Raw genomic sequence first — 16,587 nt, forward strand, 5'->3', positions numbered from 1 at the left:
GAAAGGGAAGTATAATGAAAGAGCCTATGAAAGAAATGATTATTTTACAATGAAGACCTCTATTCTTTCTGTTGTTAATAGCTTATTAATTAAAGTGGAAGGTTTTGGATTTAGAATTAGGATGATAAGTTGGTTAAAACTTCTATTATTGGTCACAATATTATCGAACAGACTTATATCGTTTTACATGAAAGAAGAGCTTTGAAGAAATTAATGATCGAGGTGAGATTGATGAGAACGTTTCATCTAAGTCGCATCCTTACCGTTTGCATGTTAATTATCTTGTTTGGATTGTATTTAAACGGTAACCATGTAAAAGCTTTAGAAAAAATAGTTGATAAGCCGTTAACTGTAAAATTGGTTTTACAGCGTGTTTACCTAGACGGAGAATTAAGTGAAGAAGTTACAAATGAAACCATACTCTCTATGGAAGATTTTTGGGCTGCGTATGATAGCTGGCAGTTAATTGATCAAAGTGAAGAAAAGATTGTTCTTCAACAAAAAATTGACGATATTTCACCATTGTTAAAAACAAATGGTTACTTTGGAATTGATGGAGATGGAGTATTATCATTATTTAATGGAAAGCCTGAAACTCAGGATGTTATTCAATCTTTCTTTCAAATAGATGTTAAAAAGCTCGAAAGCCGCAAGCACGATGAATTAATCCAAGGTATTCGGATTCATTCCAAAGATCAATACTTAGAAGTGTTAAAAACTTATGAAGCTTATTCCAAAACAGAAAAGAAATAATAAAGGCTAACTTGAAGATGATTATCTTTTAAGTTAGCTTTTTTTCAGTTATCTGAAAATTACCATGAAGGGCCTATTAATGGTATGATAGATATAGAACAATTGTACGTAATCTGTTTCATTGTCATCAAAAATTCTTCTGATTAGCAGTTTTTTTTGATACAATGGGGAACAGTCCCGGGAGAGGTGAATATGTTGATTGAATTTATTAAAGGGTATGTTGATCACATAACCCCTGAGTACATTGTGATTGACCATCATGGTTTAGGATATCAAATCCATACTCCAAATCCGTTTAGTTATCGAAAAAGCAGACAAGAGGAAATCATAATATATACATATCAGCATGTACGAGAAGATATTTTAGCTTTATATGGTTTTCAAACAAGAGAAGAAAAAGCTTTGTTTATGAAACTGCTCAATGTAACGGGAATTGGCCCAAAAGGTGCATTGGCAATCCTTGCCTCTGGTAATCCATCACAGGTCATAGAAGCAATAGAAAATGAAAATGATACATTTTTAGTAAAGTTCCCTGGTGTAGGGAAGAAAACCGCACGGCAAATTATATTGGATTTAAAGGGAAAGCTTGGAGATGTTGCAGTCCTATATGCACCAGATTTATTTACTCATCAAGTAATGGAAGAGAAACATGCAGCAAACTATGCATTAAATGAAGCGATTGAGGCATTAAAAGTATTGGGCTATGCTGAACGTGAAATTAAAAAAGTTGTTCCGTCCTTACAGGAAGAGAGTTTGACAACAGATCAATATGTAAAAAAAGCATTGCAAAAGCTATTGAAGTAAGGTGATAAACATGGAAGAACGCCTAGTATCCAGTGAAGCAGATTCTGGAGAATCTTTTATTGAACAAAGCTTAAGGCCGCAGAATTTAGCGCAATACATTGGGCAAAACAAGGTAAAAGAAAACTTAAAGGTGTTTATCGAAGCAGCTAAAATGCGCGGTGAAACATTGGACCATGTCCTTTTATATGGTCCTCCTGGATTGGGAAAAACCACATTAGCAACAATAATTGCCAATGAAATGGGAGTTAATATTCGAACAACATCAGGACCAGCGATTGAAAGACCGGGTGATTTAGCCGCGGTTCTAACTGCACTTGAGCCAGGAGATGTATTGTTTATTGATGAAATTCATCGTTTGCATCGTTCGATAGAGGAAGTGTTGTATCCGGCAATGGAAGATTTTTGCCTTGATATTGTTATTGGTAAAGGCTCAACAGCAAGGTCTGTTCGCTTAGATCTTCCACCTTTTACTCTTATCGGTGCTACAACAAGGGTTGGTTTATTAACCGCTCCACTTAGAGACCGCTTTGGTGTATTAAGCAGATTGGAATACTATAATGAAAAACAGCTTGCTCATATTGTTGAACGGACAGCAGATATATTAGGAATTGGCATCGAAAAGGATGGCGCCATTGAAATGGCAAGGCGATCTCGGGGCACACCGCGAATCGCAAATCGCTTGTTAAGGCGAGTAAGGGATTTTGCTCAAGTAATTGGTAAAGAGACGATCACAAATGAATTAGCAGTAGATGCTTTGGAAAAGCTTCAAGTAGATAAATTAGGATTGGACCATATCGATCATAAGCTGTTATTAGGTATTATTGAAAAATTCCGCGGGGGTCCGGTTGGAATTGATACAATTTCGGCAACAATAGGAGAAGAGTCACACACAATAGAGGATGTTTATGAGCCATATTTGCTGCAAATTGGATTTCTCCAACGTACCCCGCGAGGGAGAATAGTAACAGATCTGGTCTACCGTCATTTTCAAATGGAGGTTCCGCAAAATGACTGATTTTCCTAAATTAATGATGATAATTGGTGGTATCTTATTAGTTGTTGGGTTTTTTATGCAATTTATAGGTAAGCTGCCTGGAGACATCGTGTTTAAGAAGGGGAATACAACTGTCTTTTTCCCGATTGTCACATGTATTGTCATCAGTATAGTCTTATCTTTGGTATTTTCCTTTTTAGGCCGATTTAAGTAATGTAAGTGATTATAGAAAATAGGTGAGTGTTTTGAAAGTAGAATTATTTGATTTTTACCTTCCCGAAGAGCTGATTGCACAAGTTCCTTTAAAGGAAAGAGATGCTTCAAGATTAATGGTTCTTCATAAGGAAACCGGTGAAATGGAGCATCAAACGTTTAAGTCTATCATTGATTATTTTCATCCTGGTGATTGCTTAGTATTGAATAATACAAGAGTCATGCCGGCAAGACTCTTTGGTGTCAAAGAGGATACTGGTGCAAGCATTGAAATCTTATTGTTAAAGCAGCAAGAAAACGATGTTTGGGAAACATTAGTTAAGCCGGCGAAACGGGTAAAGGAAGGCACAGTGATTACATTTGGCTCTGGTATCCTAAAAGCTACCTGTATAGGAACAAGTGATCATGGCGGACGCTTATTACAATTCGAGTATGAAGGAATCTTTTATGAGGTTCTTGATTCTTTAGGTGAAATGCCGCTGCCTCCATACATAAAAGAACAATTAGATGATCGTGAAAGATACCAAACAGTGTTTTCCCGTGAAATTGGATCTGCTGCAGCCCCAACTGCCGGACTGCATTTTACGGAAGAAATTCTTGAACAGCTTAAGGAAAAGGGTGTTCATATCGCCTTTATTACACTTCATGTCGGTTTAGGTACGTTCCGTCCAGTGAGTGCAGAAACTGTTGAAGAGCATGAAATGCACGCCGAGTTCTATCAAGTAACAGACGGCACTGCATCTCTTTTAAATGAGGTTCGATCTAATGGCGGCAGAATCATTTCCGTTGGGACAACTTCGACAAGAACACTTGAGACAATCGCGTCCAAACATGATGGCAAGTTTGCCCCGGAAAGCGGCTGGACAAATATTTTTATATATCCTGGCTATGAATTTAAAGGAATTGATGGAATGATTACAAACTTCCACCTTCCTAAATCTTCTTTAATCATGCTTGTCAGTGCTTTAGCATCAAGAGAATTTGTTATGAATGCTTATGAAACAGCTGTAAAAGAAAAATATCGATTTTTTAGCTTTGGTGATGCTATGCTTATTATTTAATATATATGTTTTTGATATTGTTTCATCTTCGTTTCAATGAAGAGGAAAAGAGTGTATTGCCTGATTGTACTTAGTATTAGTATCTAGCTCCTGCTCCTACCGTTTAAAAAGTACAAGCAATTAAGAATGGAAGACAACGAACGTCTGCTATTCTTGATCGTCTTTTGCTTTTTTAGGGCTGATCAAGGCGCTTGCACTCTTTTGAATAAGGAGGAAATATGGTGTCAACTTCACCGATTCGTTATGAATTAATTAAAACTTGTAAACAGACTGGGGCAAGGCTGGGAATGGTGCATACCCCACATGGAAGCTTTGAAACACCTGTGTTTATGCCAGTCGGTACACTGGCAACTGTTAAAACAATGTCTCCCGAGGAGTTAAAGCAAATGGGGGCTGGAATTATCTTAAGCAACACCTACCATTTATGGCTGCGTCCCGGCAATGAGATTGTAAAAGAAGCCGGGGGTCTGCATAAATTTATGAACTGGGATCGTGCCATTTTAACTGACTCAGGCGGATTTCAGGTTTTTAGCTTAAGTGATTTTCGCAGAATAGAAGAAGAGGGGGTTCATTTCCGTAATCATCTAAATGGAGACAAATTGTTCCTTTCTCCAGAAAAAGCCATGCAGATTCAAAATGATTTAGGCTCTGATATTATGATGGCTTTTGATGAATGTCCTCCATACCCTGCTGAATATGACTATATGAAAAAGTCTGTGGAACGAACAAGCCGATGGGCTGAACGTTGTTTAAAAGCTCACAGTAGACCAGAAGATCAAGGATTATTTGGCATTATTCAAGGCGGAGAATATGAGGAATTACGGAAGCAAAGTGCTAAAGACTTAGTATCCTTGGATTTCCCAGGTTATGCTGTTGGCGGTTTATCTGTCGGAGAACCGAAGGATGTCATGAACCGTGTGCTTGAGTTTACCACACCTCTTATGCCGGCAAATAAGCCGCGTTATTTAATGGGAGTAGGTTCACCAGACTCGCTCATTGATGGAGCAATTCGAGGCATTGATATGTTTGACTGTGTGCTGCCTACTCGAATTGCTCGAAATGGAACGTTAATGACAAGTGAAGGGCGATTGGTAGTGAAAAATGCTAAATTTGCAAGGGATTTCAGACCGCTTGATGAACATTGTGATTGTTACACTTGTCAAAATTATTCGCGCGCCTATATACGTCATTTGATCAAGAGTGAAGAAACACTCGGATTAAGATTAACATCTTATCATAATCTGTATTTTCTGGTAAACTTAATGGAGAAAGTAAGGCAAGCAATCCGCGAAGATCGTTTAGGTGACTTCCGCGATGAATTTTTTGAACAATACGGCTTTAATAAACCAAATGCGAAGAACTTCTAAGCTCACTAGAAAGGGGTGATATATAATGGAAATGCTAGGAACGATTTTACCATTGGTTCTAATGTTTGCGATTTTTTACTTCTTGTTGATCCGTCCGCAGCAAAAACAGCAAAAAGCGGTACGTGAAATGCAAAACAATCTGCAAAAAGGTGATAAAATCATTACAATTGGCGGACTTCACGGGATTTTAGATTCAATCGACGAAGATAAGATTGTTTTAAAAGTTGGTGATGGGACGCGTATGACGTTCGATCGTCGCTCAATACGTGAAGTTGTAAAGGGTTAATTGGTACATAGACAAAAGCGCTAGGGATCAGCCTCGAGCAAATATGACGCTCATGAATAGAATGGGGTACTTTATTTTCAATTCATGAGTGGATAAACCCTATAGTGTTAAGGCGCTGGCAGTCAAAATGCGCGAATCGCACTAGCTGCACTTGCACGTCCTGCCTCGGAGCTGGATATCGTGCGCATATCCTAAGTTTTAGTCATTTATCATTTCCTAAAAATCAAAAGGCTGTCTCAAATACGGTATATGACCCGTTTTGAGGCAGCCTTTTCTCACCTATTACGATGAAAAAAGGATGTTCAAATAAGAAACACCCGCCATATTAATTCGCTCTAGAGGAGGATATATTAACGCCAAACACACCGCCAAGCATTGCAGTCAGTAAGAAGGCGCCATGATACATCATTTCTTCCATTGTAAAGATTTGTCCGTAGCCCAAAAATTTAAAAAGAAAAATAATAAGGGAGTATAAGAGGGCAGTTACGCCACCAACCAACCAGCCTTTTTCCCTTCCATTTCCCCCAGCTACAAAGCCGCCAATAAACAATGCTAAAGCGGAAAGACCTACTAGCAACCAAGTGATAGAAGACTCTTTAAGGCTTGTAAATTTTAATAGCAAAGAAAAGACTAAGCTTGTTGCTAATGCCATGATAAAAATGGTGACAAGGCCATAAAGGACTGCTTTTCCCCATTTTTTTGTTTCCACTTTCATTTCCCCCTTTCCAACTATAAAGTGAGTCTTTCATCAGTAGGGTTTTTTCAAACCCTTGCCGATGATGGTGCTTTAGACATATTGCGCTTTAATGCCACGGCATTTTGTCTCGCTTGACTTGGAGATCCTGCCCATTGTCGGTTCTTTAAGGGCGTTCCACTACTTTGCTTTTCTGTGGAATCTCAAGTAGAGCTTTACTGCCCGTTAAGATGGGGATAAACAAGTTCAAGCTTGTTTCTGCTCGTCTATTACAGAATATTCATGGAAGAAAAAAATAGAATATAAATATTTTTTTGACAAGCATTAAATGATGGTGAGGGATTGTGACTTATCACTTAATCAGGAAGGAATGAGTTTAAACTTTTTAGGGGAGATGTGGAAAACCCCATTTTACTAGTAGGTGTTTATATTATGATGAGAAAAAAAATGGAGGTCAATCGTGGCAGTAATTAGCGGGCATGAAAAGTATATAGGGTCAAGTTCAAACTTTTTGGTTACGGATTAGCTGCAAAGGAAGAGGGGAATTTTCACTTTTATTGAGTCCCTGAAGGCATGCTTGCTATTTGTCATTATCTCATTGGCCATCTCGTTCATTTATGAATAACATTGCTATTAGCTTATTTTATCTATATAACAGTTTTTTTCTTACATAAATCTGTTGTTGATGTCTAAACTAGTATAAAGCAATGCAGGTAAAAAGGAGGCCATCAAATGGAAGTCTATGTAACCATTGTGGCACGAACGATTTTTCTTTATTTTTTGATGGTGTTCATTTTTCGGGTAATGGGAAAGCGAGAAATTGGTGAATTAAGCATATTTGACTTAGTTGTCTTCCTTATGATAGCGGAAATGGCAGTGGCAGCGATCGAAAATCATCAAGATTCATTAATACATACAATTATTCCTATGATTCTTTTAATGATTATTCAAATTTCCTTGGCCTTTTTTTCATTAAAAAGCAGGAAACTTCGCCATCTTCTTGATGGGAAACCGACCATCATAATTGACCGAGGAAAAATTGATGAAGAAGCAATGAGATCTCAACGGTATAACTTTGATGATTTAATGACACATCTTCGTCAGAAAGATATCAATAGCGTAGCAGACGTGGAATTTGCCATCTTAGAATCCTCCGGGAAACTGTCAGTAATTGAAAAAGAAAGGTTCCAGAAAGTGCAACCAGAGCTGCAAGTTCCCCTTATAATTGATGGCCAAATTCAAGAAGAGAATTTAGCAGTCATTAAGAAAAATAATTTATGGCTTAGACAGCAGCTTCGTACATTAGGATATGATGAGATTAAGAAAATTTCTTTTTGCTCTTTTGGAAAAGGAATCTTTTTTATTGATTTGAAGGATGAATACTGATAAGCATGTTAGAAGAAAGAGGTGAGGAGCTAATCATTGCTCTCATCTTTTTATTTTCATTAAAAAAGGACTGTTCCGCTTTCTTTTGATACAGTCCTTTTCACTGATTTTATTCCATTCAACGATAAGTAAAACTAAACTTATAGAAGTCTCACTTTATTGGAATTAAGTTTGATAAGTACCCTCCGATATAAGGGATTCGTTTTAGTTCATCTTTTTTTACAAGATTAAACAGCAAAAGTAAGAAACTGTAAATAATGCTGGTGACACCAATTGAGGTAATTAATCGAATAACCATTCCGCTATCATCAACAATGTTTTCAAAAAAGAAATAACCGGCAATTCCCGAAATGACCATCGTTAATCCACTTTTTATATAATCTCTAATATGAATTGTAAAGGGGATGACCTTTATAACGGTGGCAAAATGCAATAAAGTGACTAGCACCATACCAATTACAATGGCCAAAGCAACTCCCATGATGCCAAGTGACGGTCTTGTAGCCAATAAAAAAATCAGAGCAGTTTTAATAGCTGCACCTATCAAACTATTTATCATGGCAGCCTTAGCCAAATCCAATGCTTGCAACACGGCCTGCAGAGGACCTTGAAAATATTGGAAAATAAAAAACGGTGCCATCACTTGTACAAAGATGGCCGATTGACTGCTGCCATACATTGCAACCATTAACGGCTCAGCAAAAACATATAAAATGACACAGGCTAATCCGCCACTCACTATCGATAACCGAATTGCCTGCTGAAGACGGTGTTCAACAAGCTTGAGTTTATTTTGTGCCATTGCTTCGCTTATAGCAGGAACTAAAGATGTGGATAGAGAATATGTGATAAAAGAAGGCAGTGTTAGCAGAGGGAGAGCATACCCTGTCAGACCGCCATATTGTTTCGTTGCGACAACTGTAGCGACTCCAGCAATGGCTAAGCTATTTGCAACAACAATTGGTTCAAAAAACCATGAAACGTTACCAATAATTCTGCTTCCTGTAGTTGGTAAAGCAATCCCCATTAATTGTTGAAAGGTTTCCCTCCCATTTTGGACAGATTTGAAAAATTTCCGGCGTATTTTTATTTTCTTTTTCACCTTGAACATTGTTGCTAAATAAATGAGGGAAACAAGCTCTCCAATTACAGCTGAGACCATTGCGCCTGCTGCAGCATATTCAATCCCATATGGTAAAAATGCACTTGTGAACAAAGCCACTAAGGAGATTCTTACAACCTGCTCTAATACTTGAGAGGCTGCAGCAGGGCGCATGTTTTGTTTTCCTTGAAAGTAACCGCGTATTACTGATGAAATTGCTACAATTGGTACAACAGGAGCGATGGCGAAAAGCGGCAATTTTGTGCGATCATCTGTTAATAATTCTTCGGCTAAAAAGGGAGCCAGGAAAATCATCGCCGGGGTAAAGAGAAGACTTAGCGTCCCTGTTATTGCCAAGGAAACAACGAGAATTTTCTTTATTCTCCTTTGATCCCCTTGGGCCTCAGCTTCAGCAACAAGCTTTGAAATGGCAACAGGTAAGCCCAGCTGTGTTATCGTAATGACTAATACAAGTGTCGGTAAAGCCATCATATACAAGCCGACTCCTTCTTCACCAATAAAACGGGCTACGACAATTCGATTAATAAACCCTAAAACTCGTGTTATGAACCCTGCTAAAATTAAAATAAGCGTCCCTCGAAGAAACGTTTGCTTTGACATTTCTCTCCCTGCCTTCTCAAATAACGTGTTATCATTTACAATTACTATATGCATACCATTAGGCCAGGCATGACAAGTTCTGGTTAGATTGTGCCTATTCATGATGATTTGGAAGCTTTTCAAATAAATATATATATGGAACCTTTAAAAGTTAAAGGAGAGGATTATATGGACAAGCAGCCTATAGATCAATTAAGAGATCACGTAAAACCTGCGATTGTAAGCAAGCTCGAAGAATTTGTTTTACTAGGCTATGAAGATGTTTCTGAAGAAAAGCTGTGGGCATTCTTAAAAAATAAGAAATGGAAAAAATCACCTGAGCTTTCAGTGCATGAGATTGTTAGAGATGTATTAGCACTTAAAATTGGGGATTTCATGAATTATGCAACAATAGAATCGTATAAATCAGCAAACTGGTTCGAAAGTGAAGAAGGCAAAGATCTATTAAAAAATCTTATTTAGCAGATATATTCCCATACATAATTAATTTGTTTTTTTAAGTTCGTAAGGAGGAAACATTATGGTCAGGCGCGGGCGCTTAATAGCGTTGTTTCTACTTGTACTTGTAGTGGGAAGTTTAATAGGCCTGAATACGAACAGGGTAAGCAACAGCATGATTTTAGGCTTGGATTTACAAGGAGGCTTCGAAATACTATATGAAGTCGATCCGGCAAAAGGGGATAAAATCACAAAAGATGTTCTTGCCGGCACTGTGAAGGCACTTCAAAAACGTGCGAATGTTTTGGGAGTAATAAGTGAGCCTACTATTCAAATCGAAGGCAATGATCGGATACGAGTGCAGTTGGCTGGTATAAATGACCAGGATAAAGCAAGAGAAATTCTCTCTTCTCAAGCGGAATTAACCTTCCGTGATTATCAAGACAAAGAGATGTTAAATGGGTCTGATCTAGTAGAGGGAGGGGCAAGCCAGTCCTTTGATGAAAATGGCAAGCCGAACGTTTCGATTAAACTGAAGGACGCCTCAAAATATAAAAAGGCAACAGAAGAGATTGTTCAAAATAAACCATCCAATCAATTAGTCATCTGGCTTGATTTTGAAAAAGGAGATTCTTTTCAGAATGAAGTTACAAAGGCGGAGCCTAAATTTATTTCCTCTACGAATGTCGAAAAAGAATTTAATCAAACAGATGTAACGATTACTGGTGACTTCACGATACAAGAAGCGAAAGATCTTGCAAATTTATTAAATGCTGGGTCAATTCCGGTTAAATTAGATGAGCTTTATTCAACTACTGTTGGTGCCCAATTTGGTGATCAAGCTTTAGATCAAACAGTGCTTGCAGGGATTGTTGGAATATCTGTTATATTCGTATTTTTGCTGGTTTTTTATCGCCTGCCCGGACTTATTGCCGTCTTCACCTTGGCAGCCTATATTTATCTCATTCTTCAGGTGTTTGACTGGATGAATGGTGTGTTAACCTTGCCTGGAATTGCTGCCCTTATTTTAGGAGTTGGTATGGCTGTAGATGCCAACATTATTACCTATGAACGCATTAAAGAAGAGCTGAAGCTTGGTCGAACAGTTCGCTCAGCATTTAAAGCAGGGTCAAGTCGTTCCTTTGCAACCATTTTTGATGCGAATATCACATCCCTTCTTGCAGCGGGAGTTCTCTTTTTCTTTGGGACCAGTTCTGTAAAAGGATTTGCTGCAATGTTGATCCTTAGTATAGGAGTAAGCTTTATTACAGCTGTTTTCTTTTTAAGAATCTTGCTCGGACTCCTAGTGGAAAGCCAATGGCTGGAAAATAAAAAAAGCTATTTTGGCATTAAGAAAGACGAAATTATTCGAATCGAGGAAACTGATAATGCTACGAATGCTCCAACAATATTCGATCATGTTGATTTTTTAAAACACCGTAAACTTTTTTTTATGTTTTCAATTCTTGCAGTAATAGCGGGAATCATTAGTCTACTACTATTTAAACTAAATCTTGGGATTGATTTTGCGAGCGGAACACGGATTGAAGTACTTGCTGGCAAAACCTTAACAGCAGAAGAAATAACAAATGAACTGGAAAAGCTGGATCTTGAAGTTAATGATGTTGTTTTATCAGGTGTTGAAAACGAGATTGGTGTTGCCCGATTAATTGGATCTTTAGATGCAGAAAAAATCACTGAGGTAAAAGGTCACTTTAAAGAAAAGTACGGCTCAGAACCTAATGTGAGTTCTGTCTCTCCGACGGTTGGGAAAGAGCTTGCACAAAATACATTGATAAGTGTTCTTATTGCTTCAATAGGGATCGTCATTTATGTGGCCTTCCGGTATGAGGTATATATGGGCCTTGCTTCGATTGTTGCCTTGCTGTATGATGCATTCTTTATCATTGCATTCTTTAGCATTACTCGTTTAGAAGTTGATATCACATTTATTGCCGCGGTTTTAACAATCATCGGCTATTCAATAAACGATACAATAGTAACGTTTGACCGAGTACGAGAACTACAGAAAAAAATGGAGGTAAAAACGATCAAGGACTTAGAGTTAATTGTTAATCGAAGTCTGCAACAAACCTTTACCCGTTCGATTAATACAGTACTCACCGTTATGATTGCCGTAGTAGCCCTGTTGATTTATGGAAGCCCATCAATTACAAACTTCTCAATTGCACTTTTAGTTGGACTCCTTTGTGGAACCTATTCATCCCTGTTTATTGCCGCACAGCTGTGGTTGATTTGGAAAGGCAAGCAGCTTAATAAGAAAAAAGAAGTTGCGGCAAATATAAGTGACCAACCAATTGTATAAGATAGCGAGACTTCCATCTTAGGGGGATTATTGCCCGTTAAGGTTGGGATAAAATAGAAGACTAAAAAGGGTCAGCCCCTCTTTGTAACAGCTAGAAACGTGTTTAGTTTCGTTACAGAGAGATGGGGCTGGCCCTTATTTATTGCAAATAGTTGGATAAACTATGGGTAACTAAAAACGAGGTGAAAACATGACAGAGAAAGATCGCTTTAAGCAGGCAGAATTTGCTGCTATGGTAGGGGTAGCTGGAAATATTATATTGGCAATCATTAATGGAGTGATTGGTGTCCTATCGGATAGCCGTGCTTTAATTGCAGAAGCTGTTCACTCGGCTTCAGATGTTGCAGGGTCTTTAGCTGTGTTTGTCGGTGTCCGGGCAGCTAAACAGCCTCCTGATGAAGACCATCCATATGGGCATGGGAAAGCAGAATCAATTGCGGCTATCATTGTCGCTGTTCTGTTATTTTTAGTTGGATTTGAAATTGGGAAAGCCTCATTTGAAGCATTATTTAATAAGATTGAACCACCTAAGCTTCTTGCGATTTATGCTGTGTTATTATCAATCATTGTAAAAGAGTGGATGTTTCGCTATACCTTCAAGTTGGGTAAAAGAATAAAAAGTGATGCAATAATTGTAAATGCCCATGACCACCGATCAGATGTTTATTCCTCTTTAGCTACATTGGCAGGTATCGGTGCTGCGATTTTCGGACCCAGATTCGGGCTCGATTGGCTGGTTTATGCAGATCCTGTTGCGGGGTTATTTGTCTCCATCCTTGTCATAAAACTGGCTTGGAAGCTCGGTGCAGAGTCAATTCATTCAACACTTGATCATGTATTGCATGAAGAGGATGTAGTAGGGTTAAAGGAAACAGTCAAGAACATTACACAAATTAAAAAAATCGATGAACTTTATGCGAGAGAACATGGTCATTATGTCATTGTTGATATAAAAATTTCAGTAGATCCACATATTACGGTTGAAGAAGGACATAAGATCGGTAAACAAGTGAAACAAAAATTAATGCGTGAGCATGAGAATGTACAAAATGTGTTCGTTCATGTAAACCCATATTCCCCATAAGTGAAGAGGTGAGGAGATGAAGCGCCAATGGAGCATCTTATTGGCTATTCTATTTGCGTTAATCGTTGCGTTATTTGCCGTCATAAACGTTGATCCTGTTAAGGTAGATTATTTGTTTGGAACGGCTGAATGGCCACTTGTTCTGATCATTCTCGGTTCTGTATTAATGGGAGGGTTTATCATTGCATCTGCCGGAATCATTCGTGTCTTAGCCCTTCAGCGAAAAGTAAAGCTAGCTGAAAAGGAAAAGAACGACTTAATGAATGAACTGAAGGTTTTGAAAGAAAAGGTGCAAGATACACCTATTGAAGTCGAGGATGAGAACCTTGAAAAAGGACTGGTACAGCAATAATAGAGTGTTTATTTAAAAACAAACATAATTCTGGGATTATCCACAAATTGAAACCCCTTGACCACTCTAGTATAATAGGATGGTTGAGGGGTGAAACTATGTTAAAGGCAAAAACGAGATGGGTTGTACAGCCATCTGATGAAACATTGTTCCAATCATTAGAAGAGAGCTTATCTATTACACCGCTTGTTGCATCATTACTTGTCAATCGCGGGTTCACTTCAATTGAACAAGCACGAGAATTTCTGCAAACAGAGCAACAGGCCTTCCACGATCCTTTTTTATTAAAAGATATGGATAAAGCTGTTATACGAATCAAGACAGCAATCGAAAATAATGAACATATATTAATTTATGGTGATTATGATGCGGATGGCGTTAGCAGCACGACTGTCTTATTAAGCACGTTAAGAAAGTTAGGCGCACAAGCCGAATTCTATATTCCTAACCGTTTTACTGAAGGCTATGGTCCAAATGAAGCCGCATTTAGACAAGCTCATAACAATGGCTTTTCGCTGATTATTACCGTTGATACTGGGATTGCTGCCGTTCACGAAGCAGACGTTGCCAAAGAGCTTGGTTTGGACCTGATTATTACAGATCATCATGAACCAGGTCCTGTTTTGCCGGATGCGCTGGCTATTATCCACCCAAAACAGCCTGAGTGTCCTTATCCGTTTAAGGAGTTGGCCGGTGTTGGTGTAGCATTTAAGCTAAGTCATGCCCTCCTTGGTGAAGTCCCTTCTGATTTATTAGAAATTGCAGCAATTGGTACGATTGCCGACTTAGTTACCCTTCATGGCGAAAATCGCCTGATAGCCAAAAAAGGTATTAAGCAATTAAATACAACGAGTCGTACCGGTTTAAAAGCTCTTTTAAAAGTTGCTAATGTGAAAAGCACTGACATTAATGAAGAGACAATAGGTTTCGCATTAGCTCCTAGAATTAATGCAGTTGGCCGTTTACAGGACGCTGATCCAGCGGTTCATTTATTAATGACAGAAGATGCTGAAGAAGCATTTGAGATTGCTAAAGAAATTGACCTCTTAAATAAAGAACGGCAAAAGCTTGTAAGTTCAATGACTGAAGAGGCAATTGAGGAAGTTGAAACAAGATTCCCAATTGCAGAAAACCCTGTTCTTGTCATTGCGAAGGAAGGCTGGAATCCAGGTGTTGTAGGAATTGTAGCATCAAGGCTAGTTGAGCACTATTACCGTCCGACAATTGTACTAAGCATCGACAAAGAAAAAGGAATTGCAAAAGGCTCGGCAAGAAGTATTGTTGGATTTGATTTATTTGAAAGTCTCTCAACATGCCGTGATATTTTGCCTCATTTCGGAGGGCATCCGATGGCAGCAGGAATGACACTTGAGCTCCAAAATGTCGATGTATTAAGAACAAGACTTGTAAAAATTGCCGGAAATTTATTAACTGAAGAGGATTTTACACCGATTACAAAAGTTGATGTGTGTTGTAAATTAGAGGATATTTCCGTTAAGTCTATTGAAGAAATGCAGCTTCTTGCCCCATTTGGTATGCACAACCCAAAACCTGTTATTAAAATAGAAAATGTCATCTTAGCAAATAGTCGAAAGATCGGGGCAGAGCAAAACCATTTAAAGCTTGTTTTTGAGCAAGAGGAACATCAACTTGATAGTGTTGGCTTTGGACTCGGACATTTTTATGATGAACTATCACCAACTGTAACATTATCAGCAATTGGAGAGCTTTCGATAAATGAGTGGAACAATATGAGAAAGCCTCAATTAATGCTCCACGATGTCAAAGTAAATTGCTGGCAGCTATTTGATTTTCGAGGTACACGTAATATTGATAAACTATTAAAGATAGTATGTACAGCCGAAAACAGCATAATTATAACCTATCAAGCATCACAATTTGAGAATTTAAAGCAAAAAGGTTATGGAAAATATATAACCTATGTAGAATCGACAGCACATGCACAGGAACTAAATGTAAAAAATAAGCATCTTGTAATATTGGATATACCGTCGTCATTAGAACATCTTGATTTCCTCTTTACTCAAGGAAAACCAGATCGTATCTACACTGTATTCCAACAGGAAGTTGACCACTTTTTTGCCACCATTCCAACTAGAGAGCACTTTAAATGGTACTATGCATTTTTAATGAAAAGAGGTACATTTAATGTAAAAGAACTTGGCGAGAAGCTTGCTCAGCATAAAGGCTGGTCAAAAGAAACAATAGAGTTTATGTCACAGGTGTTTTTTGAGCTAGAATTTGTTACAATAGAGAATGGTGTTATTTCGACAAATTCCACATTACAAAAAAGAGATTTAGCTGAGTCAGCAACATATGCTAAAAAGCAAAGTCAAATTGAATTAGAAAAAACGTTATTATATACATCTTACAGTCAACTGAAACAATGGTTTGAAGAACGATTTCAAACATCAGAAGGACTTGTAAATGTATAAGGAGGACAAAGGAAAAATGGATTTAAAGCAATTCGTAACAGTCGTACCTGATTATCCAAAACCAGGTATCCAATTTAAGGATATTACTACACTAATGGATAACGGTGAGGCTTATAAATATGCGACAGACCAAATCGTTCAATATGCTCGTGAAAAACAAATAGATATTGTAGTTGGCCCTGAAGCACGCGGTTTTATTATTGGATGTCCTGTTGCCTATTCATTAGGCTGTGGGTTTGCTCCGGTCCGTAAGGAAGGGAAATTACCACGTGAGGTGGTGCGCGTTGAATACGGACTTGAATATGGAAAAGACGTATTAACGATCCATAAGGATGCAATTAAACCAGGCCAGCGTGTACTTATTACAGATGATTTACTAGCAACTGGCGGCACAATCGAAGCAACAATCAAGCTTGTTGAAGAACTAGGCGGTATTGTCGCAGGGATTGCTTTCTTAATTGAATTATCATACTTAGATGGTCGTAAATTGCTTGATGGATACGATGTGTTAACATTAATGCAATTTTAAAAAAAGAAGCACTCTATTGGGTGCTTTTTTTACAAATTTTTTTATAGGTACAATGAATTTATTTATACCTCTTGTTAAATCACGGTAAACCAATCATACGATACTCAACATGATTCTTTCG

16 protein-coding genes are annotated in these 16,587 nt (G+C 38.1%); 14 read left to right on the plus strand and 2 right to left on the minus strand.

The annotated features are described in order from the left end of the window. The first annotated feature begins 129 nt into the window (after nucleotides 1-129). From WQ54_RS10065 to yajC, 7 genes are all read left to right on the plus strand, one after another. Entirely contained in the window at nucleotides 130-753 is a 624-nt protein-coding gene (locus WQ54_RS10065) for an intercompartmental signaling factor BofC (RefSeq protein ID WP_231597494.1), read from the plus strand. Nucleotides 754-948: 195 nt separating this feature from the next. Then, on the plus strand, nucleotides 949-1,557 hold the full coding sequence (gene ruvA, locus WQ54_RS10070) for a Holliday junction branch migration protein RuvA (protein WP_046515897.1): 609 nt from the start codon (nucleotides 949-951) through the stop codon (nucleotides 1,555-1,557). A 10-nt stretch (nucleotides 1,558-1,567) separates the two neighbouring features. Continuing rightward, a complete protein-coding gene (gene ruvB / locus WQ54_RS10075; protein WP_046515819.1) occupies nucleotides 1,568-2,572 on the plus strand; it encodes a Holliday junction branch migration DNA helicase RuvB in 1,005 nt (334 codons plus the stop codon). Next, on the plus strand, nucleotides 2,565-2,765 hold the full coding sequence (locus WQ54_RS10080) for a DUF2905 domain-containing protein (protein WP_046515822.1): 201 nt from the start codon (nucleotides 2,565-2,567) through the stop codon (nucleotides 2,763-2,765). The genes ruvB and WQ54_RS10080 overlap by 8 nt, the downstream gene beginning before the upstream one ends. A 31-nt stretch (nucleotides 2,766-2,796) precedes the next feature. Further along, nucleotides 2,797-3,825: a tRNA preQ1(34) S-adenosylmethionine ribosyltransferase-isomerase QueA gene (queA, locus tag WQ54_RS10085; protein ID WP_046515825.1), complete on the plus strand. Its 1,029-nt coding sequence runs from the start codon at nucleotides 2,797-2,799 to the stop codon at nucleotides 3,823-3,825. Nucleotides 3,826-4,046: 221 nt separating this feature from the next. After that, nucleotides 4,047-5,192 carry a tRNA guanosine(34) transglycosylase Tgt gene (tgt, locus tag WQ54_RS10090; RefSeq protein WP_197089578.1) on the plus strand — a complete coding sequence of 382 codons (1,146 nt, stop codon included), beginning with the start codon at nucleotides 4,047-4,049 and terminating at the stop codon, nucleotides 5,190-5,192. A 25-nt stretch (nucleotides 5,193-5,217) separates the two neighbouring features. Continuing rightward, on the plus strand, nucleotides 5,218-5,478 hold the full coding sequence (yajC, locus tag WQ54_RS10095) for a preprotein translocase subunit YajC (RefSeq protein WP_046515830.1): 261 nt from the start codon (nucleotides 5,218-5,220) through the stop codon (nucleotides 5,476-5,478). 325 nt (nucleotides 5,479-5,803) lie between these two features. Here the strand turns inward: yajC and WQ54_RS10100 are convergent, their stop codons facing one another. Beyond that, nucleotides 5,804-6,193, minus strand: a complete 390-nt coding sequence (locus WQ54_RS10100) for a TIGR04086 family membrane protein (protein ID WP_046515835.1) — start codon at nucleotides 6,191-6,193, stop codon at nucleotides 5,804-5,806. A gap of 711 nt (nucleotides 6,194-6,904) precedes the next feature. Between WQ54_RS10100 and WQ54_RS10105 the strand changes: the two genes are divergently transcribed. Beyond that, nucleotides 6,905-7,558, plus strand: coding sequence for a DUF421 domain-containing protein (locus WQ54_RS10105; protein ID WP_046515837.1), 654 nt, complete (start codon nucleotides 6,905-6,907; stop codon nucleotides 7,556-7,558). A 151-nt stretch (nucleotides 7,559-7,709) separates the two neighbouring features. On the opposite strand, the gene spoVB is transcribed toward WQ54_RS10105, so the two are convergent. Next, a complete protein-coding gene (spoVB, locus tag WQ54_RS10110; protein WP_046515840.1) occupies nucleotides 7,710-9,281 on the minus strand; it encodes a stage V sporulation protein B in 1,572 nt (523 codons plus the stop codon). Nucleotides 9,282-9,449: 168 nt separating this feature from the next. On the opposite strand from spoVB, the gene WQ54_RS10115 reads away from it, so the two are divergent. The 6 genes from WQ54_RS10115 (at nucleotide 9,450) to WQ54_RS10140 (ending at nucleotide 16,466) form a co-directional block, all read left to right on the plus strand. Next, nucleotides 9,450-9,743: a post-transcriptional regulator gene (locus WQ54_RS10115; RefSeq protein ID WP_046515843.1), complete on the plus strand. Its 294-nt coding sequence runs from the start codon at nucleotides 9,450-9,452 to the stop codon at nucleotides 9,741-9,743. A 58-nt stretch (nucleotides 9,744-9,801) separates the two neighbouring features. Further along, nucleotides 9,802-12,045, plus strand: coding sequence for a protein translocase subunit SecDF (secDF, locus tag WQ54_RS10120; RefSeq protein WP_046515846.1), 2,244 nt, complete (start codon nucleotides 9,802-9,804; stop codon nucleotides 12,043-12,045). A gap of 190 nt (nucleotides 12,046-12,235) precedes the next feature. Next, nucleotides 12,236-13,129 carry a cation diffusion facilitator family transporter gene (locus WQ54_RS10125; RefSeq protein ID WP_046515848.1) on the plus strand — a complete coding sequence of 298 codons (894 nt, stop codon included), beginning with the start codon at nucleotides 12,236-12,238 and terminating at the stop codon, nucleotides 13,127-13,129. A gap of 16 nt (nucleotides 13,130-13,145) precedes the next feature. Then, entirely contained in the window at nucleotides 13,146-13,481 is a 336-nt protein-coding gene (locus tag WQ54_RS10130; protein WP_046515851.1) for a lipopolysaccharide assembly LapA domain-containing protein, read from the plus strand. Nucleotides 13,482-13,579: 98 nt separating this feature from the next. After that, entirely contained in the window at nucleotides 13,580-15,937 is a 2,358-nt protein-coding gene (recJ, locus tag WQ54_RS10135; protein ID WP_046515854.1) for a single-stranded-DNA-specific exonuclease RecJ, read from the plus strand. A gap of 16 nt (nucleotides 15,938-15,953) precedes the next feature. After that, on the plus strand, nucleotides 15,954-16,466 hold the full coding sequence (locus tag WQ54_RS10140) for an adenine phosphoribosyltransferase (protein WP_046515900.1): 513 nt from the start codon (nucleotides 15,954-15,956) through the stop codon (nucleotides 16,464-16,466). Nucleotides 16,467-16,587 lie beyond the last annotated feature (121 nt).

This window comes from Bacillus sp. SA1-12 (genome assembly GCF_000981385.1).
Classification (GTDB): Bacteria; Bacillota; Bacilli; order Bacillales; family Bacillaceae; genus Metabacillus.

Coding starts and splice junctions, on each gene's coding strand:
- ruvB (WP_046515819.1), top strand. CDS start 1,568: ATGGAAGAACGCCTAGTATCCAGTGAAGCAGATTCTGGAGAATCTTTT.
- WQ54_RS10140 (WP_046515900.1), top strand. CDS start 15,954: ATGGATTTAAAGCAATTCGTAACAGTCGTACCTGATTATCCAAAACCA.
- secDF (WP_046515846.1), top strand. CDS start 9,802: ATGGTCAGGCGCGGGCGCTTAATAGCGTTGTTTCTACTTGTACTTGTA.
- WQ54_RS10130 (WP_046515851.1), top strand. CDS start 13,146: ATGAAGCGCCAATGGAGCATCTTATTGGCTATTCTATTTGCGTTAATC.
- WQ54_RS10105 (WP_046515837.1), top strand. CDS start 6,905: ATGGAAGTCTATGTAACCATTGTGGCACGAACGATTTTTCTTTATTTT.
- yajC (WP_046515830.1), top strand. CDS start 5,218: ATGGAAATGCTAGGAACGATTTTACCATTGGTTCTAATGTTTGCGATT.
- WQ54_RS10080 (WP_046515822.1), top strand. CDS start 2,565: ATGACTGATTTTCCTAAATTAATGATGATAATTGGTGGTATCTTATTA.
- WQ54_RS10115 (WP_046515843.1), top strand. CDS start 9,450: ATGGACAAGCAGCCTATAGATCAATTAAGAGATCACGTAAAACCTGCG.
- recJ (WP_046515854.1), top strand. CDS start 13,580: ATGTTAAAGGCAAAAACGAGATGGGTTGTACAGCCATCTGATGAAACA.
- spoVB (WP_046515840.1), bottom strand. CDS start 9,281: ATGTCAAAGCAAACGTTTCTTCGAGGGACGCTTATTTTAATTTTAGCA.
- WQ54_RS10125 (WP_046515848.1), top strand. CDS start 12,236: ATGACAGAGAAAGATCGCTTTAAGCAGGCAGAATTTGCTGCTATGGTA.
- WQ54_RS10100 (WP_046515835.1), bottom strand. CDS start 6,193: ATGAAAGTGGAAACAAAAAAATGGGGAAAAGCAGTCCTTTATGGCCTT.